Annotated in this window: 14 protein-coding genes, 1 tRNA gene and 2 rRNA genes; 14 read left to right on the plus strand and 3 right to left on the minus strand. The window is 67.2% G+C overall.

Annotation, left to right across the window (positions count from 1 at the left end):
• Positions 1 to 126: 126 nt before the first annotated feature.
• The 4 genes from OG746_RS13895 to OG746_RS13910 all read left to right on the plus strand — a co-directional run bounded on the left by OG746_RS13895 (position 127) and on the right by OG746_RS13910 (position 4,399).
• Positions 127 to 3,249, plus strand: a 23S ribosomal RNA gene (locus tag OG746_RS13895).
• 91 nt (positions 3,250 to 3,340) lie between these two features.
• Positions 3,341 to 3,457, plus strand: a 5S ribosomal RNA gene (rrf, locus tag OG746_RS13900).
• Between the two features lie 118 nt (positions 3,458 to 3,575).
• A complete protein-coding gene (locus tag OG746_RS13905; protein WP_266718919.1) occupies positions 3,576 to 4,241 on the plus strand; it encodes a DegT/DnrJ/EryC1/StrS family aminotransferase in 666 nt (221 codons plus the stop codon).
• Between the two features lie 85 nt (positions 4,242 to 4,326).
• Positions 4,327 to 4,399 (plus strand) — tRNA-Thr (locus tag OG746_RS13910).
• A gap of 63 nt (positions 4,400 to 4,462) precedes the next feature.
• On the opposite strand, the gene OG746_RS13915 is transcribed toward OG746_RS13910, so the two are convergent.
• Positions 4,463 to 7,084, minus strand: coding sequence for a SpoIIE family protein phosphatase (locus OG746_RS13915; RefSeq protein ID WP_266714900.1), 2,622 nt, complete (start codon positions 7,082 to 7,084; stop codon positions 4,463 to 4,465).
• Between the two features lie 379 nt (positions 7,085 to 7,463).
• Between OG746_RS13915 and OG746_RS13920 the strand changes: the two genes are divergently transcribed.
• The 10 genes from OG746_RS13920 (at position 7,464) to OG746_RS13965 (ending at position 22,350) form a co-directional block, all read left to right on the plus strand.
• The gene (locus OG746_RS13920) at positions 7,464 to 13,022 is read left to right on the plus strand and encodes a HAMP domain-containing protein (RefSeq protein WP_266714901.1); all 5,559 of its coding nucleotides are present in this window, start codon (positions 7,464 to 7,466) and stop codon (positions 13,020 to 13,022) included.
• A gap of 274 nt (positions 13,023 to 13,296) precedes the next feature.
• Positions 13,297 to 13,977: a response regulator gene (locus OG746_RS13925; RefSeq protein ID WP_266714902.1), complete on the plus strand. Its 681-nt coding sequence runs from the start codon at positions 13,297 to 13,299 to the stop codon at positions 13,975 to 13,977.
• A 156-nt stretch (positions 13,978 to 14,133) separates the two neighbouring features.
• The gene (locus OG746_RS13930) at positions 14,134 to 16,905 is read left to right on the plus strand and encodes a DNA translocase FtsK (protein ID WP_266714903.1); all 2,772 of its coding nucleotides are present in this window, start codon (positions 14,134 to 14,136) and stop codon (positions 16,903 to 16,905) included.
• 217 nt (positions 16,906 to 17,122) lie between these two features.
• A complete protein-coding gene (locus tag OG746_RS13935; protein WP_266714904.1) occupies positions 17,123 to 17,977 on the plus strand; it encodes a helix-turn-helix domain-containing protein in 855 nt (284 codons plus the stop codon).
• A gap of 65 nt (positions 17,978 to 18,042) precedes the next feature.
• Positions 18,043 to 19,503 (plus strand): 30S ribosomal protein S12 methylthiotransferase RimO, encoded by a 1,461-nt coding sequence (rimO, locus tag OG746_RS13940; RefSeq protein WP_266714905.1) that lies wholly within the window; start codon positions 18,043 to 18,045, stop codon positions 19,501 to 19,503.
• Complete coding sequence (gene pgsA / locus OG746_RS13945) at positions 19,500 to 20,180, plus strand: CDP-diacylglycerol--glycerol-3-phosphate 3-phosphatidyltransferase (protein ID WP_266714906.1); 681 nt, start codon at positions 19,500 to 19,502, stop codon at positions 20,178 to 20,180. Before rimO ends, pgsA begins: the two co-directional genes overlap by 4 nt.
• Entirely contained in the window at positions 20,177 to 20,746 is a 570-nt protein-coding gene (locus OG746_RS13950) for a CinA family protein (RefSeq protein ID WP_266714907.1), read from the plus strand. Before pgsA ends, OG746_RS13950 begins: the two co-directional genes overlap by 4 nt.
• 109 nt (positions 20,747 to 20,855) lie before the next feature.
• On the plus strand, positions 20,856 to 21,236 hold the full coding sequence (locus OG746_RS13955) for a helix-turn-helix domain-containing protein (RefSeq protein ID WP_188336490.1): 381 nt from the start codon (positions 20,856 to 20,858) through the stop codon (positions 21,234 to 21,236).
• A gap of 187 nt (positions 21,237 to 21,423) precedes the next feature.
• Positions 21,424 to 21,897 (plus strand): Dps family protein, encoded by a 474-nt coding sequence (locus tag OG746_RS13960; RefSeq protein ID WP_266714908.1) that lies wholly within the window; start codon positions 21,424 to 21,426, stop codon positions 21,895 to 21,897.
• A gap of 138 nt (positions 21,898 to 22,035) precedes the next feature.
• Positions 22,036 to 22,350, plus strand: coding sequence for a hypothetical protein (locus OG746_RS13965; protein WP_266718921.1), 315 nt, complete (start codon positions 22,036 to 22,038; stop codon positions 22,348 to 22,350).
• Here the strand turns inward: OG746_RS13965 and OG746_RS13970 are convergent.
• Positions 22,298 to 23,074: an SDR family NAD(P)-dependent oxidoreductase gene (locus tag OG746_RS13970; protein ID WP_266714909.1), complete on the minus strand. Its 777-nt coding sequence runs from the start codon at positions 23,072 to 23,074 to the stop codon at positions 22,298 to 22,300. The two genes, OG746_RS13965 and OG746_RS13970, sit on opposite strands and share 53 nt — an antisense overlap.
• A 174-nt stretch (positions 23,075 to 23,248) precedes the next feature.
• Positions 23,249 to 24,055, minus strand: coding sequence for an Fpg/Nei family DNA glycosylase (locus tag OG746_RS13975; RefSeq protein ID WP_266714910.1), 807 nt, complete (start codon positions 24,053 to 24,055; stop codon positions 23,249 to 23,251).

Genomic DNA, 24,055 nt, shown 5'->3' on the forward strand with positions numbered 1-24,055 from the left:
TGGGTGTCTGAAGGTACGGCCGTGAGGTCGCCTTCAGTGCCGGCCCCGGTGAAGCACCAAGGTTCTTGGTGTGTGACGGGTGGTTGGTCGTTGTTTGAGAACTGCACAGTGGACGCGAGCATCTGTGGCCAAGTTTTTAAGGGCGCACGGTGGATGCCTTGGCACCAGGAACCGATGAAGGACGTGGGAGGCCACGATAGTCCCCGGGGAGTCGTCAACCAGGCTTTGATCCGGGGGTTTCCGAATGGGGAAACCCGGCAGTCGTCATGGGCTGTCACCCGCTGCTGAATATATAGGCAGTGTGGAGGGAACGCGGGGAAGTGAAACATCTCAGTACCCGCAGGAAGAGAAAACAACCGTGATTCCGGGAGTAGTGGCGAGCGAAACTGGATGAGGCCAAACCGTATACGTGTGAGACCCGGCAGGGGTTGCGTGTGCGGGGTTGTGGGATCTCTCTTTTACGGTCTGCCGGCCGTGAGACGAGTAAGAAACCGTTGATGTAGGCGAAGGACATGCGAAAGGTCCGGCGTAGAGGGTAAGACCCCCGTAGTCGAAACATTAACGGCTCGTTTGAGAGACACCCAAGTAGCACGGGGCCCGAGAAATCCTGTGTGAATCTGGCGGGACCACCCGTTAAGCCTAAATATTCCCTGGTGACCGATAGCGGATAGTACCGTGAGGGAATGGTGAAAAGTACCGCGGGAGCGGAGTGAAATAGTACCTGAAACCGTGTGCCTACAAGCCGTGGGAGCGTCGCGCATTGAGTTTACTCAATGCGTCGTGACTGCGTGCCTTTTGAAGAATGAGCCTGCGAGTTTGCGGTGTGTTGCGAGGTTAACCCGTGTGGGGAAGCCGTAGCGAAAGCGAGTCCGAATAGGGCGATTTAGTAGCGCGCTCAAGACCCGAAGCGGAGTGATCTAGCCATGGGCAGGTTGAAGCGGAGGTAAGACTTCGTGGAGGACCGAACCCACCAGGGTTGAAAACCTGGGGGATGACCTGTGGTTAGGGGTGAAAGGCCAATCAAACTCCGTGATAGCTGGTTCTCCCCGAAATGCATTTAGGTGCAGCGTCGTGTGTTTCTTGCCGGAGGTAGAGCACTGGATAGGCGATGGGCCCTACCGGGTTACTGACCTTAGCCAAACTCCGAATGCCGGTAAGTGAGAGCACGGCAGTGAGACTGTGGGGGATAAGCTCCATGGTCGAGAGGGAAACAGCCCAGAGCATCGACTAAGGCCCCTAAGCGTACGCTAAGTGGGAAAGGATGTGGAGTCGCAGAGACAACCAGGAGGTTGGCTTAGAAGCAGCCACCCTTGAAAGAGTGCGTAATAGCTCACTGGTCAAGTGATTCCGCGCCGACAATGTAGCGGGGCTCAAGCGTACCGCCGAAGTCGTGTCATTGCAGCTATAGGGCCAACGCCCGCTGTGATGGGTAGGGGAGCGTCGTGTGCCGGGTGAAGCAGCACCGGAAGGTAGTTGTGGACGGTTCACGAGTGAGAATGCAGGCATGAGTAGCGATACACACGTGAGAAACGTGTGCGCCGATTGACTAAGGGTTCCTGGGTCAAGCTGATCTGCCCAGGGTAAGTCGGGACCTAAGGCGAGGCCGACAGGCGTAGTCGATGGATAACCGGTTGATATTCCGGTACCCGCTGTGACGCGAAAGACATCGAATCCAGTGATGCTAAGGCCGTGAAGCCGTTCCGGACCCTTCGGGGAATGGAAAGTGGTGGAGCCGCCGGCCCAAGCTGGTAGTAGGTGAGCGATGGGGTGACGCAGGAAGGTAGTCCAGCCCGGGCGATGGTAGTCCCGGGGTAAGGGTGTAGCCCGTCTTCTAGGTAAATCCGGGAGACATGAGGGTGAGACCTGATGCCGAGCCGATTGTGGTGAAGTGGATGATCCTATGCTGTCGAGAAAAGCCTCTAGCGAGTTTCATGGCGGCCCGTACCCTAAACCGACTCAGGTGGTCAGGTAGAGAATACCGAGGCGTTCGGGTGAACTATGGTTAAGGAACTCGGCAAAATGCCCCCGTAACTTCGGGAGAAGGGGGGCCATTCCTGGTGATTGGACTTGCTCCATGAGCTGGGGGTGGCCGCAGAGACCAGCGAGAAGCGACTGTTTACTAAAAACACAGGTCCGTGCGAAGCCGTAAGGCGATGTATACGGACTGACGCCTGCCCGGTGCTGGAACGTTAAGGGGACCGGTTAGTCACATTTCGGTGTGGCGAAGCTGAGAACTTAAGCGCCAGTAAACGGCGGTGGTAACTATAACCATCCTAAGGTAGCGAAATTCCTTGTCGGGTAAGTTCCGACCTGCACGAATGGCGTAACGACTTCTCGACTGTCTCAACCATAGGCCCGGTGAAATTGCACTACGAGTAAAGATGCTCGTTTCGCGCAGAAGGACGGAAAGACCCCGGGACCTTTACTATAGTTTGATATTGGTGTTCGGTTCGGCTTGTGTAGGATAGGTGGGAGACTTTGAAGCGGCCACGCCAGTGGTTGTGGAGTCGTCGTTGAAATACCACTCTGGTCGTGCTGGATGTCTAACCTGGGTCCGTGATCCGGATCAGGGACAGTGTCTGATGGGTAGTTTAACTGGGGCGGTTGCCTCCCAAAGAGTAACGGAGGCGCCCAAAGGTTCCCTCAGCCTGGTTGGTAATCAGGTGTTGAGTGTAAGTGCACAAGGGAGCTTGACTGTGAGACCGACGGGTCGAGCAGGGACGAAAGTCGGGACTAGTGATCCGGCGGTGGCTTGTGGAAGCGCCGTCGCTCAACGGATAAAAGGTACCCCGGGGATAACAGGCTGATCTTCCCCAAGAGTCCATATCGACGGGATGGTTTGGCACCTCGATGTCGGCTCGTCGCATCCTGGGGCTGGAGTCGGTCCCAAGGGTTGGGCTGTTCGCCCATTAAAGCGGTACGCGAGCTGGGTTTAGAACGTCGTGAGACAGTTCGGTCCCTATCCTCTGTGCGCGTAGGAATATTGAGAAGGGCTGTCCCTAGTACGAGAGGACCGGGACGGACGAACCTCTGGTGTGCCAGTTGTCCTGCCAAGGGCATGGCTGGTTGGCTACGTTCGGAAAGGATAACCGCTGAAAGCATCTAAGCGGGAAGCCTGCTTCGAGATGAGTATTCCCACCCCCTTTGAGGGGTTAAGGCTCCCAGTAGACGACTGGGTTGATAGGCCGGATCTGGAAGCACCGCAAGGTGTGGAGGTGACCGGTACTAATAGGCCGAGGGCTTGTCCTCAGTTGCTCGCGTCCACTGTGTTGGTTCTGAAACCACGAACAACCCCGTATGTCGGGCCACGACTACGGTGCGGTTGACAGTTTCATAGTGTTTCGGTGGTCATAGCGTGAGGGAAACGCCCGGTTACATTCCGAACCCGGAAGCTAAGCCTCACAGCGCCGATGGTACTGCAGGGGGGACCCTGTGGGAGAGTAGGACGCCGCCGAACTAATTTTATAAAAGAGCTGGTCCCCGAACCTTTTGGTTCGGGGACCAGCTCTTTTTTGTTGCGCTTCACCCGTCGTTCACGTCGCCTGGGCACGATCCGAGTCATGGGCACAGTTGAAATGCTGCGAGCCGCAGGTGTCGGTACCGGGGACGAAGTCGTCGTGCCGGCCTTCGGGAACACCGAGGTGGCCGAGGACGTCGTGCGGGCGGGGGCCGTGCCGGTCTTCGCCGACATTCACCCGGAGACATACTGCATCGATCCCTCCCACGTAGCCGCAGGCGTGAGCGCACGCACCGCCGCGGTCGTCGCCGTGCACCGCTTTGGGCACCGGGCGGATCTCGCCCGGCTGCGGGAGCTGGGCCGGCGTCACGGCCTGCTTGTGCTGGAGGAGCCGGGCGAGTCCGAGAAGTCGTACGACGAGGTGGCTCAACGCCGCGTGCACGCCGCCTATTTGAGCGCGCGGCTCACCGGCGTACGGACGCCTGTCGGGCAGGAAGGGCACACATATCAGCAGTACGTGGTCTGGGTGCCCGGTAATGGGCGGCCGGATCGGGACGCTTTCGCCCGGGTGTTGCGCGGGAAGGGCGTCGAGTGCCACGTGCCGGTGAAGACGCCGGTGCACCGGCTGCCGGGTTTCCGGTTCGACATCACGCTTCCGGAAACCGAGCTGGCCGCCGACGAGACGCTCGCTCTGCCGGTCGAAGCCACCATGTCGCGGCGGCAGTTGCAGCGCGTCGTGCAGGCCTGCAACGCATTGGGTGGATTGCTGCAGCCGGCCTTCTGAGGCCGCTCTGGGGGGTGGTTCGGAGGGGCCTCAACATCAGGTAGGCTTTATTTCGTTGCCGAGCGGAAAACCGCGAAAGCGACAGGCCCCTATAGCTCAGTCGGTAGAGCGTCTCCATGGTAAGGAGAAGGTCAGCGGTTCGATTCCGCTTGGGGGCTCATTGAATTAAGGCCTCCGCCCAATGGGCGGAGGCCTTTTTCGTTGCCCCCGCCCCGGCGGCCTCAGTCGTGGTGCAGGCCCGGCACGCGCATCGCGAGGATCGCCATGTCGTCCGACGGGGCGTCAGCGGCGAAGCGCTCCACCGCGCGCATGATGCGGGCGGCAACGGCCCCCGCAGTAAGGCCCGTACAGGTGGAGAGGACATCCGCGAGGCCGTCGTCGCCGAGCATGCGGCTGCCCTCGCGGCGCTCCGTGATGCCGTCCGTGACGCAGAGCAGGACGTCGCCCGGGTCGAGCGTCAGCGTCTGCTCGTACAGCTCCAGGTCGTCCATGACGCCGAGCAGCGGCTGGGGCTCCGCGTACGGAGCAACCGTGCCGTCCTGGCGCAGGCGCAGCGGGAGGGGGTGGCCTGCGCAGACCATCTTCAGGATCGCCGAGCCGTCCTCCTGCGGCCACAACTCCCCGTAGAGCAGGGTCAGGAAGCGGCTGCGGGCGCCCTCGTCGAGGATCGCCGCGTTCAGGCGCTCCAGGACCGCAGGGCCGCCGAAGCCCTCGCGGGCGAGCAGGCGCAGGGCGTGGCGGGCCAGGCCGGTGACGGCTGCCGCCTCCGGGCCCGTGCCGCAGACGTCGCCGATGGCGAAGCCGTACGCGCCGTCCCGGATGGGGAACAGGTCGTAGAAGTCGCCACCCACCTCGTTGCCCTCGCCGGCCGCGCGATAGATGACCTCCACCTCGACGCCGGGGACGTCGGGGAGCTCCGGGGGCAGGAGGCTGCGCTGGAGGGACTGGCTGATCGCCATGCGCTCCGAGTACAGGCGCGCGTTGTCGAGGGCCAGGGCGGCCCTGCGGCTCAAGTCCTCGGCCAGCTCCAGGATTTCCTGGCGGAAGTGCTCGTCCGTCGGCTTGCCGAGGGTCAGCATGCCGATGACGCGGTTGCGGGCGACGAGGGGGAGCACGACGGTCTCGCCGCCGACCGCGGAGGCCGTCTGGAGCGTCGTGCCGATGCCGGAGCTGACACTGGCCGGTTCGCCGAGTCCCAGGCTCCTCATGGACGTACGGAGAGCCGCCTGGTGGGCCGCCTCGGCGGGGGCCGCCCAGACGCGGGCGCCAGGAGTCGGGACCGGGTCCGGCGGGGCGATCTTCGAAAGGAGTGCCTTCAGGCCGTCGATGCGCTCCTCGTCCTCGTGCAGCACATAGGAGAGGTACGGCTCCGAGGCCTGGTCGGCGATCGTGTAGACCGCGCACCACGTGGCGAGGGTCGGGACCGTCATCTGGGCCATGAGCGCCAGGGTTTGGTCCCTGTCGAGCGTGCCCGCCAGGAGGTCGGAGGCTTCGACGAGGAAGCTGAGCGAGCCGCGGCGGAGCTTTTCGAGTTCGCCGAGGCGGGCCGACTCGACGGCCAGCGCGATGCGGTCGGCGGCGAACTGTAGGCGTAGCGCCTCTTCGTTCGAGTAGCGGTCCGGGGCCTCGGCCGCGACTCCCAGGGAGCCAGTGAGGCGGCCCTCGACCTTGAGGGGGACCGTGACGACCGAGCGCATGCCCGTGCCGTTCAAGAGCGGGACCGCGCCCGGCACTTGGGTCAGGTCCTCGTGAACGGCGGGCATACGGGCCGAGCCGTAGCGGTTGGGGCCGACTTCGACGGGCACGCGCGCGAAGCGCTGCCGTGCGGAGGGCAGGCCGGTCGAGGCGCGGACCTCCAGCTCCGTCTCGTCGTCCGTGGCGAGCAGCAGGAACGCGGAGTCGCCGTCGAGCATGTCGCGGGCGCGCTCGACGGTGCGCTGCAGCAGCCCGTCGAGGTCGTCGGGGGCCGGCGAGCCGATGAAGACCTCGAACGGGTCGGAGCCCTGGCTGTCGGAGTGCGTCGCGGAGTCGGGCGAGGGGAGGCGCAGCGGGGTCTGGAGGACGGCCCGCTCGTGATCGCGTACCAGGAGGCACACGGTGGACGGGTCGCCGTCGGTGTCGCGGACGCGCAGGTGCGAGGCGTACACGGGCGTCACGCGGCCGTTGGAGGTGCGGATGCCGTAGCTGCCCTCCCAGCGCGAGAGTTGGAGCGCGTCGACGATGCCCGTGCTGGTGCCGGGGGTGTGCGGCCATGCAGCGAAGTCCGTGAGGGGCTTGCCGGTGACCTGTTCGGCCACGTACCCGAAGAGCTCCTCCGCGTCCTCGTTCCACCCGGTGATCGCGCCGACCCGGTCGATCTGGACGACGGCCACGCGGACCCGCTGGTCCGCGAGCGGGAGGAGGTCGGTGGGGAGGTTGGGGCCCGCGGCGCGGGTGCCCACCGAGCGCTCGGGCAGGTCGAGTTGGAACCAGACCCGCTTGTGGGTGGCCGAATAGTCGACGCCCCAGCGGCCGGCGAGCGCGGCGCAGAGCTGGAGGCCGCGGCCGCCCTCGCGGTCGGGGCTGCCCATGTTCATGGCGGACGACTGCAGCGGAATCTCGCGCTCCGGGTAGCGGTCAGAGACCTCGATCCGGACGTGATCCTCACTCCGTAGACACAGAACCTCCGCGGATGTGCCCGCGTGAACTACGGCATTTGTCACGAGTTCGCTGGTCAGAACGACGGCGTCGTCGATGATGTCGGCATGGCCCCACCCTTGGAGGGTGTCGCGTACGAAGGAGCGGGCGGTCGCGACGGATCGCCCGACCGGTTCGAAAGTGGCAGCCGCGCGCGCGGTGATCACAGAACTCCCTGTACGAGTTGTACTCGTTGTCCGAGTGTCGAGGCCCAGGTCTCCCGTACCCATGTCTCGGCCGCCCCTCCGATGCCCGCTCGTTTTCCGCCACCGCCCAGGCCGGGCAGACCGGGGTGGGTGGACAGCCGCATGCAAGGTTACTTACCTTCGCGGTCCATGCGGATGCCGGTCGTCTGTGTTTCCGCCCGGAGGGTGTGCGGGCGGTGTGCGAAGCTGCCGAACTGTTATGGCCTGGTTCAGCCATGGTGAAACACTGGGCAAGCTTCCATAGAAGAACGCATTGAAGTGCCGATGCGGCGGTAGAAGCGAATCCGAAGAAACCCGAGCTACCCGAGCAGTACAGGTCGACCCCTGCGGGAGGGACACAGTGGAGTCTGGCGCAGCGACGCGGAGCAAGAAGACGCGCGCAGAAGACGGACAGTCCCTGGCAAAACAGCGCAAAACGCGCGGTGGCAGTGGAACGACGACCGTGGATACCGCGGCTCTGAACAGGCTGCTCGCAGGTCTTGTCGCGATGAGAGACGGCAATTTCCGCAAGCGCCTGACCGTCAGCGGCGACGGCGTGATGTCGGAGATCGCGGCCGTCTTCAACGAAGTGGCCGACCGAAATCTGCACCTGACGGGTGAGATGTCCCGGGTGCGCCGCACCGTCGGGCGCGAGGGCAAGCTCACCGAGCGGCTCGAGACGGGCGCCTGCGAGGGTTCCTGGGCCACGGCGATCAATGCGTCCAACGCGCTCGTGGACGACCTCGTACGGCCCGTCTCCGAGGTCGGGAGGGTGCTCTCGGCGGTCGCGGACGGCGACCTGTCGCCCCGTATGGAGCTGCGGGCCCAGGTGCCGGAAGGGAAGCCCGAGGCGCACGGGCATCCGCTGCGCGGCGAGTTCCTGAAGGTCGGCCGGACCGTCAACAATCTGGTCGACCAGCTCTCCACGTTCACCGACGAGGTCACGCGCGTGGCCAGCGAGGTGGGTACCGAGGGCAAGCTCGGTGGACAGGCGCGCGTACGTGGAATGTCCGGTTCGTGGAAGGATCTCACGGATTCCGTCAACACGATGGCGTACCGGCTGACCGCACAGGTACGTGACATTGCTCTCGTCACCACTGCGGTGGCCAAGGGCGACTTGTCCCGGAAGGTCACGGTTCACGTCGCGGGCGAGATGCTCGAGCTCAAGAACACCGTGAACACGATGGTGGACCAGCTGTCGTCGTTCTCCTCCGAGGTCACGCGTGTGGCCCGCGAAGTGGGCACGGAGGGTGAGCTCGGCGGTCAGGCGCAGGTGCCCGGTGTGGCCGGAGTGTGGAAGGACCTCACCGATTCGGTGAACCTTATGGCCGGCAACCTGACCGCGCAGGTGCGTGGGATCGCTCAGGTCACCACGGCCGTGGCCAACGGCGATCTGTCGCAGAAGGTCACGGTGTCGGCGCGCGGCGAGGTCGCCCAGCTGGCCGAGACCATCAACCAGATGACGGAGACCCTGCGTACCTTCGCGGACGAGGTCACGCGTGTGGCGAACGAGGTCGGTGCCGAGGGCCAGCTCGGTGGCCAGGCCAATGTGCCGGGAGCCGCCGGCACGTGGAAGGACCTCACCGATTCGGTGAACACGGTTTTCCGGAACCTCACAACTCAGGTGCGGGACATCGCGACCGTCACGACGGCGGTGGCGAACGGTGATCTGTCGCAGAAGGTCACTGTCGACGTCGCGGGCGAGATGCTCGAGCTGAAGAACACCGTGAACACGATGGTGGACCAGCTGTCCGCCTTCGGTTCCGAAGTCACGCGAGTGGCCCGGGAGATCGGTGTCGAGGGTGAGCTCGGTGGTCAGGCCCTCGTGCCGGGCGCGGCCGGTACGTGGAAGGACCTGACCGACTCCGTCAACACCGCGTTCCGGAACCTCACCGGACAGGTGCGCAACATCGCCCAGGTGACGACGGCGGTGGCGAACGGTGATCTGTCGCAGAAGGTCACCGTCGACGTCTCCGGCGAGATGCTCCAGCTGAAGAACACCGTGAACACGATGGTGGATCAGCTGTCGAGCTTCGCAGACCAGGTGACGCGGATGGCGCGTGACGTGGGCACGGAGGGCCGCCTCGGCGGTCAGGCCCGCGTGGACGGCGTGAGCGGCACGTGGAAGGAACTGACCGACTCCGTCAACTTCATGGCCGGAAACCTGACTTCACAGGTACGGCAGATCGCTCAGGTCACGACGGCGGTGGCGCGTGGTGACCTGTCGCAGAAGATCGACGTGGATGCGCGCGGCGAGATCCTGGAGCTGAAGAACACCATCAACACGATGGTCGACCAGCTCTCCGCCTTCGCGGACCAGGTGACCCGCGTGGCCCGTGAGGTAGGCACGGAGGGCCGCTTGGGCGGCCAGGCGCAGGTGCCCGGCGTCGCCGGCGTGTGGCGCGATCTGACGGATTCCGTGAACGGCATGGCCGGCAACCTCACGGCCCAGGTGCGCAACATCGCCCAGGTCGCCACGGCGGTGGCGCGGGGTGACCTGTCGCAGAAGATCGACGTGGATGCGCGCGGCGAGATCCTGGAGCTCAAGAACACCCTCAACACGATGGTGGACCAGCTGTCCGCCTTCGCCGAGCAGGTCACGCGGGTCTCCCGCGAGGTGGGTACGGACGGCATCCTCGGCGGCCAGGCCGAGGTGCAGGGCGTGTCGGGTACGTGGAAGGACCTGACGCAGTCCGTGAACGGCATGGCCAACAACCTGACGCTTCAGGTGCGGAACATCGCCGAGGTCACGACGGCTGTGGCGCGTGGTGACCTGTCGAAGAAGATCACCGTCGACGCCAAGGGCGAGATCCTCGAACTCGTCACCACGGTGAACACGATGGTGGACCAGCTGTCGTCGTTCGCCGAGCAGGTGACCCGGGTGGCCCGTGAGGTGGGCACCGAGGGGCAACTGGGCGGTCAGGCAAGGGTTCCGGGTGTCACGGGCATCTGGAAGGACCTGAGCGACAACGTGAACCTGATGGCCAACAACCTGACCATGCAGGTGCGCAACATCTCCCAGGTCGCCAACGCGGTGGCCAACGGTGACCTGACCCGTCAGGTCACCATCGAGGCGCGCGGCGAGGTCGCGCAGCTCGCCGACACGTTCAACACGATGGTGCGGACCCTGAGTTCGTTCGCCGACCAGGTCACCAAGGTGGCCCGCGAGGTGGGTACGGACGGCATCCTCGGCGGCCAGGCCCGCGTACCCGGAGTCTCCGGTACGTGGAAGGACCTGACCGAATCCGTGAACGGCATGGCCTCGAACCTGACCGGACAGGTGCGCAACATCGCGATGGTCACGACCGCCATCGCCAAGGGCGACCTGACCAAGAAGATCGACATCGACGCGCGCGGCGAGATCCTCGAGCTGAAGACCACGATCAACACGATGGTCGACCAACTGTCGTCGTTCGCCGAGCAGGTGACCCGGGTGGCCCGAGAGGTGGGTACCGAGGGCCAGTTGGGCGGCCAGGCGCGGGTGCGCGACGTGGACGGCACGTGGCGCGACCTGACCGAGTCGGTGAACGAGATGGCCGGGAACCTGACCCGTCAGGTGCGCGCCATCGCGGCCGTCGCCACCGCGGTGACCCGCGGCGACCTCAACCTCAAGATCGACGTCGATGCCGCGGGCGAGATCCAGGTCCTGCAGGACAACATCAACAAGATGATCTCGAACCTGCGCGACACCACGATCGCCAACGAGGAGCAGGACTGGCTCAAGGGCAACCTGGCCCGCATCTCGGGTCTGATGCAGGGCCGCCGCGACCTCGACGACGTGGCGGGGCTCATCATGAGCGAGCTGACGCCGGTGGTGTCGGCGCAGCACGGCGCGTTCTTCCTGGCGCTGCCGCTGGACGACAGCGCCGACGCGGCGATCGCGGACGAGGACGCGTACGAGCTGCGCATGTGTGGGAGCTACGGCTACTCCATGGGCTCCATGCCGACGGCGTTCCGGCCCGGCGAGACGCTCATCGGGACGGCCGCGCAGGAGCGGCGCACGATCCTCGTGGACAACGCGCCCAGCGGTTACCTGAAGATCGCCTCCGGGCTCGGTGAGGCGCCTCCGGCGCAGGTCATCGTGATCCCCGTGCTGTTCGAGGACACGGTGCTCGGCGTGATCGAACTGGCGTCGTTCACGCCGTTCACGCAGATCCAGAAGGACTTCCTCGGGCAGATCGCCGAGATGATCGCGACGAGCGTCAACACGATCTCCGTCAACACGAAGACGGAGGTCCTGCTGAGGCAGTCGCAGGAGCTGACCGAGCAGCTCCGTGAGCGCTCCGCCGAGCTGGAGAACCGGCAGAAGGCCCTCCAGGCGTCCAACGCCGAGCTGGAGGAGAAGGCCGAACTGCTCGCCCAGCAGAACCGCGACATCGAGGTGAAGAACACCGAGATCGAGGACGCGCGACAGGTCCTGGAGGAGCGCGCCGAGCAGCTCGCCGTCTCGATGCGCTACAAGAGCGAGTTCCTCGCCAACATGTCGCACGAGCTGCGCACGCCGCTCAACTCGCTGCTCATCCTTGCCAAGTTGCTGGCCGACAACGCCGACGCGAACCTCACCCCGAAGCAGGTCGAGTTCGCCGAGACGATCCACGGAGCGGGCTCCGACCTGCTCCAGCTGATCAACGACATCCTCGATCTGTCGAAGGTCGAGGCGGGCAAGATGGACGTCTCGCCGACACGCATCGCCCTGGTGCAGCTTGTCGACTACGTAGAGGCCACGTTCAGGCCGCTGACCGCGGAGAAGCAACTCGACTTCTCCGTAAGGGTGTCGCCGGAACTGCCCACTACGTTGCACACCGACGAACAGCGCCTCCTTCAGGTGCTGCGCAACCTGCTCTCCAACGCGGTGAAGTTCACCGACTCCGGTGCCGTCGAGCTCGTCATCAGGCCGGCCGGTGGCGACGTGCCGAACGCGATCCGTGAACAGCTGCTGGAAGCTGGCTCGTTGACCGAGGTCGACGGCGATGTGATCGCCTTCTCGGTGACCGACACCGGCATCGGTATCGCGGCCAGCAAGATGCGCGTCATCTTCGAGGCGTTCAAGCAGGCCGACGGCACGACGAGCCGCAAGTACGGCGGTACGGGCCTCGGCCTGTCCATCAGCCGCGAGATCGCCCGCCTCCTGGGCGGCGAGATCCACGCGCAGAGCGAGCCCGGACGCGGCTCGACCTTCACGCTGTACCTGCCGATGCACCCGAGCGAACTGCCGCCCCAGGGGTACGCGCAGCTCGCGCCGACCATCGAACCGGGGGAGCGGCTCGCCCTCGACGCGGCGCCCGAGCCCGCCGAGGTGGAGACCCCGGCCGAGGTGCGGTCCTACCAGGACACCCAGAACGGGCCCGCGGCGCTGTTCCGGCGCCGTCGCAGGACAACTCCGACGAACTCGGCGCCGCCCGAGCGGACGGCGCTGCAGGGGCCGCTGCAGGGCCAGCCGCTGCCCGCTCAGGAGCGCGCGGACGAGCACTGGGACGGCGGGATGTCGGGTGCGACGGGCGCGGCCGAGCAGAGCGCGCCCACGCCCCGGCGCGGGCTGTTGTTCGGCGGCGAGAAGGTGCTCATCGTCGATGACGACATCCGCAACGTGTTCGCGCTCACCAGCGTCCTGGAGCAGCAGGGCCTCTCGGTCCTGTACGCGGAGAACGGGCGCGAGGGCATCGAAGTCCTCGAACAGCACGACGATGTGACAGTTGTGCTGATGGACATCATGATGCCGGAGATGGACGGCTACGCGACGACGACGGCGATCCGTAGGATGCCGCAGTTCGCCGGGCTGCCGATCATCGCGCTCACCGCGAAGGCGATGAAGGGCGACCGGGAGAAGGCCATCGAGTCGGGCGCTTCCGACTACGTTACGAAGCCGGTCGACCCGGATCATCTGCTCTCTGTGATGGAGCGGTGGATGCATGGTGAGTGACCGGAAACCGAAATGTTCAAGATGAGTTGCTGACTGAGTGTGGTCGAAGTCGTGTAGAGGCGCGGGATTCGGGGAACCTTCTGGTCTCCCACCGCGTTTCTGCTACGTGCACGGTGACATCGCGGTGACAGGGTGTGGCGACAGGCGGGGTGCGGCTACCATGACCGGCACAAGGACGGACGACGCAAGGGAGTCGTCCCCTGGGGTGGCGAAAGGAGCCTCCCCGAGTCCTGCGGACAGGGGCGGCCCCATGCCGGGGCGAGGAGGGCGGGCCATGGTGCAGAAGGCCAAGATCCTCCTGGTCGATGACCGGCCGGAGAATCTGCTGGCGCTGGAGGCCATCCTCTCCGCGCTCGATCAGACACTGGTACGGGCATCGTCCGGGGAGGAAGCGCTGAAGGCGCTGCTCACGGACGATTTCGCGGTCATTCTGCTGGACGTTCAGATGCCAGGAATGGACGGTTTCGAAACCGCTGCGCACATCAAGCGCCGCGAGCGGACACGGGACATCCCGATCATCTTCCTCACCGCGATCAACCACGGACCGCATCACACGTTCCGTGGCTACGCGGCAGGGGCGGTCGACTACATCTCCAAGCCGTTCGACCCCTGGGTGCTGCGCGCCAAGGTCTCGGTGTTCGTCGAGCTGTACATGAAGAACTGCCAGCTCCGGGAGCAGGCGGCGCTGCTGCGGCTCCAGCTGGAGGGCGGCGGCAAGGCCATCGGCGACACCAAGGAGCCGGCGGGACTGCTCGCCGAGCTGTCGGCGCGGCTCGCCGCGGTCGAGGAGCAGGCCGAGGCGCTGTCGAAGCAGCTGGACGACGAGTCCGCGGACGCGGCGGCGGTGGCCACGGCGGCGCACCTGGAGCGCAAACTCACTGGACTGCGCAGGGCGCTCGACGCCCTGGAGCCCGGGGCGGGCAGCGGAGCGCCCTCACTGCCGTCCCAGAACTGAGACGACCGCCCCAGATCTGAAGCAGCCGCCCCCGAATCGGGGGCGGCGCTCGGGCTTTGAGGACACGTCAGTTTTCGCCCCGTCAGTTCGCGACACGATCGGGTGAAGCAGTGGGCACACGTGTCCAAGGTCGGCTCCCCCGGTAACCTCACACCTATGGCCTCACGTCCCGCAGCCAAGAAGTCGCCCGCGAAGAAGACGGCGGCGCCGACCAAGGCTCCGGCGAAAAAGGCCGCTGCCAAAAAAGCCCCCGCGAAGGCCGCGGCCAAGAAGCCGGCGCCCAAGAGGGCACCCGCCAAGAAGGTCGTGGCGAAGAAGCCCGCCCCCAAGGCGGCGCCCAATCCGACCGGGGGCCTGTACAAGCTCGTACGCGCCCTGTGGCTCGGCGTCGCGCACAGCGTGGGGGCGATGTTCCGCGGTATAGGGCGTGGCGCGAAGGGGCTTGACCCGGCACACCGCAAGGACGGGCTCGCGCTGCTGCTGCTCGGGATCGGGCTGATCTGCGCGGCCGGTACCTGGTCCAACCTGCAGGGCCCGGTCGGCGACCTCGTCGACATGCTGGTGACCGGCGCGTTCGGCCGCCTCGACCTGCTGGTGCCGATCCTGCTCGGGGTCATCGCCGTGCGCTTCATCCGGCACCCCGAGAAGCCCGAGGCCAACGGGCGGATCGTGATCGGCCTCTCCGCGCTCGTCATCGGCGTGCTCGGACAGGTCCACATCGCGTGCGGTTCACCCGCGCGCGGGGACGGCATGCGCGCCATAAGGGACGCGGGCGGGCTCATCGGCTGGGCCGCCGCGACGCCGCTGAGCTTCACCATGACCCAGGTGCTCGCGGTCCCGCTGCTCGTTCTGCTGACCGTGTTCGGGCTGCTCGTGGTGACCGCGACGCCCGTCAACGCCATTCCGCAGCGCCTGCACCAGCTCGGCGTGAAGCTCGGCGTCGTGCACGAGGACGCGGCCTTCGCCGACGGAACGGCGGACGAGTACGACGACGAATGGCGCGACGCCACGCCCGTGCGCTCGCGCAAGCGCCCCGCGGCCCCGGAGTCGTACGACCCGGACCGGGCCGAGGAGGAGGCGTTTGCCAAGCGGCGCAAGTCGCGGCGGTCCGTGCAGCCCGCGATGGAGCGGCCGATGGACGCGGTCGACGTGGCCGCGGCGGCGGCCGCCGCGCTCGACGGGGCCGTGCTGCACGGCATGCCGCCGTCGCCGCTCGTCGCCGACCTCACGCAGGGCGTCTCCGGTGAGAGCAACGGCGAGAACAGCGGTGAGACGGCCACAGGGGACCGCTCGGCACCCGTGCCGGGGGCCAGGGTCAAGAAGACCCCGGCGGGCGCTCAGAAGGAGCCTGAGCCGACTCCCACGTCCCTCGGCGTGCCGGACCTCACCAAGTCCGCGCCCGAGGCGAGGGGGGACCTGCCGCCGCGCGCCGAGCAGCTCCAGCTCGCCGGCGACATCACGTACGCGCTGCCGTCACTCGACCTGCTCACCCGTGGTGGCCCCGGGAAATCACGCAGCGCCGCCAACGACGCCGTCGTCGAGTCGCTGCAGACCGTCTTCACCGAGTTCAAGGTCGACGCGGGCGTCACAGGATTCACGCGCGGCCCCACGGTCACGCGGTACGAGATCGAGCTCGGCCCCGCCGTGAAGGTCGAGAAGATCACGGCCCTGGCGAAGAACATCGCGTACGCCGTCGCGTCCCCCGACGTCCGGATCATCTCGCCGATCCCCGGTAAGTCCGCGGTCGGCATCGAGATCCCGAACACGGACCGCGAGATGGTCAACGTCGGCGACGTGCTGCGCCTCGCGGACGCGGCCGAGGACGATCACCCGATGCTGGTCGCGCTCGGCAAGGACGTCGAGGGCGGCTACGTGATGGCCAACATGGCGAAGATGCCGCACATCCTGGTCGCCGGTGCTACCGGTTCCGGTAAGTCGTCGTGCATCAACTGTCTGATCACCTCGATCATGATGCGGGCGACGCCCGAGGACGTCCGGATGGTCCTTGTCGACCCCAAGCGCGTGGAGCTGACCGCGTACGAGGGGATCCCGCACCTGATCACGCCGATCATCACCAACCCCAAGAAGGCCGCCGAGGCGCTGCAGTGGGTCGTGCGGGAGATGGATCTGCGCTACGACGACCTCGCGGCCTTCGGCTACCGGCACATCGACGACTTCAACCAGGCGGTCAAGGACGGCAAGCTCACCACGCCCGAGGGCAGCGAGCGGGAGCTGAAGGCGTACCCGTACCTGCTGGTGATCGTCGATGAGCTCGCCGACCTGATGATGGTCGCGCCGAGGGACGTCGAGGACTCCATCGTCCGGATCACGCAGCTCGCGCGCGCGGCCGGGATCCACCTGGTCCTCGCCACGCAGCGTCCGTCGGTCGACGTCGTCACCGGCCTCATCAAGGCAAATGTCCCCTCGCGGCTCGCCTTCGCCACCTCCTCGCTCGCCGACAGCCGGGTCATCCTCGACCAGCCGGGCGCCGAGAAGCTCATCGGCAAGGGCGACGGCCTGTTCCTCCCCATGGGGGCGAACAAGCCGACCCGTATGCAGGGCGCTTTCGTCATAGAGGACGAGATCCACGCCATCGTCCAGCACTGCAAGGACCAGATGGCGCCCGTCTTCCGGGACGACGTCACGGTGGGCACCAAGCAGAAGAAGGAGATCGACGAGGACATCGGCGACGACCTGGACCTGCTGTGCGCGGCCGTCGAACTGGTCGTCTCCACGCAGTTCGGCTCGACCTCCATGCTGCAGCGCAAGCTGCGCGTGGGCTTCGCCAAGGCCGGGCGGCTCATGGATTTGATGGAATCGAGGAGCATCGTCGGACCCAGTGAAGGTTCAAAGGCTCGAGACGTTCTTGTGAAAGCCGATGAACTAGAGGGAGTGCTCGCGGTGATCCGCGGGGAGGCTCAACCCTAAGGTGATCCCCTCGAACGACGTCACCCGTACGGGCATCGGAGCAACCGTTTCCTCGTCGGCTACGTCAAGTTGAGGGGGAGGCAGCTGTGTACGTCGCCAGCGGGATGGTTGGCCATTCTGATGGCGTACAAAGTCCGACCGCCCGGTTGCCTCACCCATTCACACCCCCCCTACACTGAACCTCCAGCAGGTGGCTACACGCTCGAAAGGCGCCCCCGTGTCCATCGGCAACTCCCCTGAAGACGACCGCCCTTCGGAAGACCGTATCCCGCACGCGGACGACGACCGGCCGTCGATCGGCAGTGTCCTCCAGCAGGCACGCGTCGACGCGGGTCTGACCGTCGACGAGGTAAGCCAGTCGACCCGGGTGCGCATCCCTATCGTGCAGGCCATCGAGCAGGACGATTTCTCGCGCTGCGGTGGTGACGTCTACGCACGAGGCCACATCCGCACGCTCGCGCGTGCCGTGGGTCTCGACCCCGAGCCGCTGATCGACCAGTACGGCGACGAGCACGGTGGACGCCCCGCGCCGACGCCGGCCACGCCGCTGTTCGAGACGGAGCGGATCCGCTCCGAGCCGCGCAGGCCCAACTGGACGGCCGCCATGGTCGCGGCGATCGTCGCGGTCGTCGCCTTCGTCGGCTACACCGCCTTCAGCGGCGGCGACAGCGACGGCAGCCAGCAGCAGGCCGCCGAGGGGTCCACCCCGGCGACCGGCAAGCCCACGACGAAGAAGCCGAGCCCCAGCACCAAGAAGCCCACCGACCCGAAGCCGGATCCGACCGACAGTGCGATCGCCGCGGCCCCCGCGGACAAGGTGACCGTCAAGGTCAGCGCGGCGGACGGGCGCAGCTGGATCTCCGCCAAGGACCACAACGGGCGGATCATGTTCGACGGGCTGCTGCAGGACGGCCAGACGAAGACCTTCCAGGACAACCAGAAGATCGACCTCGTGCTCGGTGACGCGGGCAACATCCAGCTGTTTGTGAACGGCAAGCAGATCGAGGACGAGTTCAGGGCCGGGCAGGTCGAGCGGCTGTCGTACACGAAGGGTGACCCCGAGGTCGGCTGAGTCGGCGATCTTGCGGTAACCCCTCGCGGGTAGGGCTGTCAGTGGAACGAAGTAGTCTTGTTTCCATGCCCGAACGCCGTACCGTCGCACTTGTCACCCTTGGCTGCGCCCGTAACGAGGTGGACTCGGAGGAGCTCGCAGGCCGCTTGGAGGCGGACGGCTGGGAGCTCGTCGAGGACGCCGACGCAGCCGATGTCGCCGTCGTGAACACCTGTGGCTTCGTGGAGGCCGCGAAGAAGGACTCCGTCGACGCCCTCCTGGAAGCCAATGACCTCAAGGGTCATGGCAGAACGCAGGCGGTGGTCGCGGTCGGCTGCATGGCCGAGCGCTACGGCAAGGAGCTGTCCGAGGCGCTGCCCGAGGCCGATGGTGTGCTCGGTTTCGACGACTACGAGGACATCTCCGGCCGCCTCCAGACGATCCTGTCCGGGGGCAACGTGGAGGCGCATGCCCCGCGTGACCGGCGCAAGCTGCTGCCGATCAGCCCGGCCGAGCGCCAGGAGGCGGGCTCCGGGATCGCACTGCCGGGGCACGCTCCGGTGGATCTTCCCGACGGGCTCGCGCCCGCGTCCGGGCCGCGTGCCCCGCTGCGGCGGCGGCTCGACGGCGCCCCTGTGGCGTCCGTGAAGCTGGCCTCCGGATGCGACCGGCGGTGCTCGTTCTGCGCCATCCCGTCGTTCCGTGGTTCGTTCATCTCGCGCCGCCCCAGCGACGTACTGAACGAGACGCGCTGGCTCGCCGAGCAGGGCGTCAAGGAGATCATGCTGGTCTCCGAGAACAACACGTCGTACGGCAAGGACCTGGGCGACATCCGGCTCTTGGAGTCGCTGCTGCCCGAGCTGGCCGATGTCGACGGGATCGAGCGGGTGCGGGTCAGCTACCTGCAGCCGGCCGAGATGCGGCCGGGCCTGATCGACGTACTGACGGGGACCGAGAAGGTCGTCCCGTACTTCGACCTCTCCTTCCAGCACTCGGCGCCCGGCGTGCTGCGCGCGATGCGGCGCTTCGGTGACACGGACCGGTTCCTGGAGCTGCTCGACACCATTCGGGCCAAGGCCCCGCAGGCAGGTGTCCGGTCGAACTTCATCGTGGGCTTCCCCGGCGAGAGCGAGGCCGACTACGCGGAGCTGGAGCGCTTCCTGAACGGTGCGCGCCTGGACGCCATCGGTGTCTTCGGCTACTCCGACGAGGACGGCACGGAAGCGGCGACGTACGAGAACAAGCTCGACGAGGACGTCGTCGCGCAGCGTCTCGCGCGCCTGTCCCGGCTCGCCGAGCAGCTGGTGTCGCAGCGCGCCGAGGAGCGCGTGGGCGAGACCGTGCAGGTGCTCGTCGAGTCCGTCGACGAGGAGGACGGTGTCCTCGGGCGCGGTGCCCACCAGGCACCCGAGACCGACGGGCAGGTGCGCCTCACGAGCGGCGCCGGTCTGACGATCGGCCGTATGGTCGAGGCAAAGGTGGTCGGCACCGAAGGTGTCGATCTCGTGGCCGAGCCGCTGGAGATCGCTGAGGAGACGGACAGATGACCGGAGTCCCGGCGTCCGCTACGGGCGGGACCGGCAGGCCGTCGCCCGGAGGCAAGCTGGGTACTGCGGCCGTCAATCAGGCGAGCCTGTGGAACATCGCGAACATCCTGACCATGATCCGGCTCCTTCTGGTGCCGGGTTTCGTGGCGCTCATGCTGGCCGACGGCGGGTACGACCCGGCGTGGCGGGCCTGGGCGTGGGCGGCGTTCGCCGTTGCCATGATCACGGATGTTTTTGACGGGCATCTGGCGCGTGCATACAACTTGGTCACCGACTTCGGAAAGATCGCCGACCCCATCGCCGACAAAGCGATCATGGGCGCCGCGCTGATCTGTCTCTCGTCGCTCGGTGATCTTCCGTGGTGGGTGACCGGCGTCATTCTCGGGCGCGAGCTCGGGATCACGCTGCTGCGATTCATCGTCATTCGCTACGGGGTCATTCCGGCCAGCCGCGGCGGCAAGCTGAAGACGCTCGCGCAGGGCACGGCCGTCGGCATGTACATCCTGGCGCTGACCGGGCCGCTCGCGACGCTGCGCTGGTGGGTGATGGCGGTCGCCGTCGCGCTCACGGTGGTGACCGGGCTCGACTACGTGCGGCAGGCCGTCGTGCTGCGGCGCGCGGGGATCGCCGAGTCGAAGGCTGCGGCGCAGGCGTCCGCGGAGGCTGCCGAGAAGTGACGTACGAGGCGGTCGAGGCGCTGCGCCTGTTGACGGAGCGGGGGGAGACCCTCGCCGTCGCCGAGTCGCTCACCGGCGGTCTGGTGGCCGCGGAGCTCGTGGCGGTGCCGGGGGCCTCCAAGGCCTTCCGCGGCTCTGTCACGGCGTACGCGACCGAGCTCAAGCACCGGCTGCTGGGTGTCGACGCGGATCTGCTCGCCGCGCACGGGCCCGTGCATCCAGAGGTCGCACTGGCCATGGCGGCCGGGGCGCGGGAGGCGCTGGGCGCGGACTGGGGCGTCGCCACGACCGGCGTAGCGGGGCCGGAGCCGCAGGACGGGCAGCCGGTCGGGACCGTGTACGTGGCCGCGGTGGGGCCTGGAGCTGATCGTTCCGAGGGCGCGGCCGATTTCGCTGGTAGCCACAAAGTGGCCGCCCTGCGGTTGAACGGCGATCGGACGGAAATCCGTATGGAGAGTGTGCGGAGCGTGCTCGGACTGCTCGTCGAAGAGCTGGTCGGAGAGCAGTTCGGCGAACGTTCTGGGAAAGCGCGGGCACAGGATACGGAACAGAACGGGGGGTTTTGATGTTTGCAGCCCTGAGTGAACACGACATCGCTCCCCGCACGGCCGCGGCACGAGGCGGTACGGTGGGGCGTGAAGGATGCGGCTACGCGGTCCGAGGAGGGAGCCACCGATGATTCTGCTCCGTCGCCTGCTGGGTGACGTGCTGCGTCGGCAGCGCCAGCGCCAGGGCCGTACTCTGCGCGAAGTCTCCTCGTCCGCCCGAGTTTCGCTCGGCTATCTCTCCGAGGTGGAGCGGGGGCAGAAGGAGGCTTCCTCCGAGCTGCTCTCCGCGATCTGCGACGCGCTTGACGTACGGATGTCCGAGCTGATGCGGGAGGTGAGCGATGAGCTCGCTCTCGCCGAGCTGGCCGAGTCGGCAGCAGCGGTCCCGTCGGAGCCGGTGCCCGCACCGGTTCGTCCGATGCTCAATTCCGTCTCCGTGGCCGGCGTCCCGCCGGAACGTGTGACGATCAAGGCGCCTGCGGAGGCTGTGGACGTCGTAGCGGCGTAGCGCCTGCGCTCAGCGTTCTGAGCCCAGTTCGAATGTGGGGAAGCCCCGGCCGGGAGGATCGGCCGGGGCTTTCTGCTGCGCGCTTTCGGTGTGCGTGAGCGAGGGCCGGAGTGAGGACCGGACCCGATGTGTCCGTAATAGTCCGTGTGTGCCATTGTTGATGGTGGTTTCGATACGGAGGTGACGTATGGACGTCGTGAAGAGCCCGCTGCCCGATGGCGACCTGAAGACCGTCGGCGAGGCGCTGCAGGGTGCGCTCGTGGATCTGGTGGACCTGTCCCTTGTGGCGAAGCAGGTGCACTGGAACGTGGTCGGTCCGCGGTTCAGGTCGGTGCACCTTCAGCTCGACGAGGTCGTGGACACCGCTCGGCAGCACTCCGACACGGTGGCCGAGCGGGCCTCGACGCTGGGTGTCCCGCCGGACGGTCGCGCGAAGACCGTGGCGGACACCAGTGGCGTGGGAGTGGCCCCTGAGGGCTGGGTGAAGGACACGGACGCGGTGGGGACGCTCGTGGACGCGCTCGGCGCGGTCATCGCGCGGATGCGCGCGCGGGTGGACGCGACCGGTGAGGCGGATCCCGTGAGTCAGGACCTCTTCATCGGGATCACGGCCGACCTGGAGAAGCATCACTGGATGTTCCAGGCGGAGAACCGGGGCTGAGAGTCCCGGTACCTCGGCGCCCCGCGTGCTCCTGGGCGTGGCGCCGGCGGCTCGGGGCAGATTGGCTGTGGTCGTGGTCCGTGGTCCCGGAGGTCGTCGGGCGGAGGTGAGCGGTCGGTGGCATGGGCTGGGTGGCGGATGCTCCGGTGGGCGCCGGCTGTCGTGTGCGGGGCGCTGTGGTGGTGGGGCGCCCTGCGGCTCGCCTTCGCGCCGGGCGCCGGGATGTTCGAAGGGGCGCTCGTCGCCGGCGGCTGGGGACTGAGCCTGCTGCCGGTGCACGCACTGCCGAAGGCGCGCGCGGCCGGTGTGGCCGGGGCGCCCGGGCGGCACGGTGCGCGGCGCGTGCGGACACGGGCCGTGCGCGCCGGGCGCGAGGCCGCCGGCGGGGTGTGGCGACAGGTCACCAGGGCATGGCGACGCCCCCGTTCGGGCGGAGGATCTGGCCCGTCGTGAACGACGCGGCGTCCGAGGCGAGGTGGAGCACCGCGTGCGCGATGTCCTCCGCCTCGCCGACCCGGCCGAGCGGTGACATGCGCACCATCAGGGACTCGGTGTGGGCCTGCGCGCTCTCGTCGTGGCGGGTCGTCATCGGAGTGCGGATCCAGCCCGGCGCCACCGCGTTGACGCGGATGCCGTGCGAGCCGATCTCCGTGGCGAGCGTCTTCGTGAGCTGGACGACGGCGGCCTTCGCCGCGCCGTAGCAGAGCAGCCCCGGGCCGCCGGTGTCGATCGCGCCGGAGGCCATCGTGACGATGCTGCCGCGGGTGCCGGCCGCGATCATGGTGCGGGCCGCTTCCTGGCACGCGTACAGAACACCCTTGAAGTTGATCGCGAGCACGCGGTCCAGGTCCTCTTCGCGGGTCTCCAGGACCGTGCTGTTGTGCATGACCCCGGCGATGGCGGCCATGATGTCGAGGCCGCCGGAGGTGGCGCTCGCGCTCGCGACGGCTTCCGCGATCTGGGCGTGGTCGGCCACGTCGACGGTGTGGGTGTGGGCCGTGCCGCCGCTCTCCTTGATGAGGGCCGCGGTCTCGTGCAGGCCCTGTGCGTCGCGGTCGGCGCAGTGGACGGTGGCTCCAGCCTGCGCGAGGAGTGTCGCCGACGCGCGGCCGATGCCGCTCGCCGCGCCGGTGACGAATGCGGTGCGTCCGGTGAGGTCGTACGCAGTGAGGGGCATGCAGGGACCGTACGAGGTTGTCTGACGGGTCGTCAATTGTCGTGCGGTGGTTGTGTTCTGTGGCTGTGAGGGGGGGGTGTGTGGGTCGGCCAGGCGGTGTTGTGTGGTCGGCTACGGGGTGTTGTTTGGATCAGGCCGGACCTCGTGAGCCCAGTCTGATCCGCACGACAGGCCCTACGCCGTGGGAGCCGGGCCCTGTTGGCAGTGCGAGCACCAGTACGTGGGGCGTTCGCGGGAGCCGTCGCCCTGGTCGGCCGTGCGGATGGGGGTGCGGCAGCGCAGGCAGGAGCGGTGGGTGCGGCCGTAGACGTAGAGGCGCTCGTCGGGGCGGGGGCGGCCCGTGGTGACGCGGGCCGGGCGGTCGCGGTTGGCCTCGAGCAGCTTCTTCGCGAGGAGGGGGAGGCGGCCGGAGGTCTCGGCGGGCAGCTCGCCGACCGGGAGCCACGGGGTGACGCGCAGGAGGAAGCAGAGCTCGGACTTGTAGATGTTCCCGATGCCCGCGAGGTTGCGCTGGTCGAGGAGGGCCTCGCCGAGGGGGCGGGCGGGGTCGGCGAGGAGGTTGCGCAGCGCGGTGTCCGGGTCCCAGTCCGGGCCGAGGAGGTCCGGTCCCAGGTGACCGACGGCCTTGGACTCCTCGGTGGTGCGCAGCAGTTCCAGGACCGGGAGCCGGTAGCCGACCGCGGTGCGGGTCTCGGTGCCGAGGATCGCGCGGATCTGGTGGGACGGACCGCCGCGCCAGCGCTCGCCCGGCGCGTAGACCTTCCACGAGCCGTCCATCCGCAGGTGCGAGTGCAGGGTGAGGCCGCCCTCGATGCGGGTCAGCAGATGCTTGCCGCGCGGGGTGACGTCCAGGACCGTGCGCCCGGTGAGGTCTGCCGTGGCGTACCGGGGGACACGCAGGTCGGAGCGGGTGAGTACCTGGCCCGCGAGGGCGCTGTGCAGCCGCTTCGCCGCCTGCGCGACCGTGTCTCCTTCGGGCAT

Origin of the sequence: Streptomyces sp. NBC_01016 (genome assembly GCF_026341035.1) — a bacterium.
Lineage (GTDB): Bacteria > Actinomycetota > Actinomycetes > Streptomycetales > Streptomycetaceae > Streptomyces.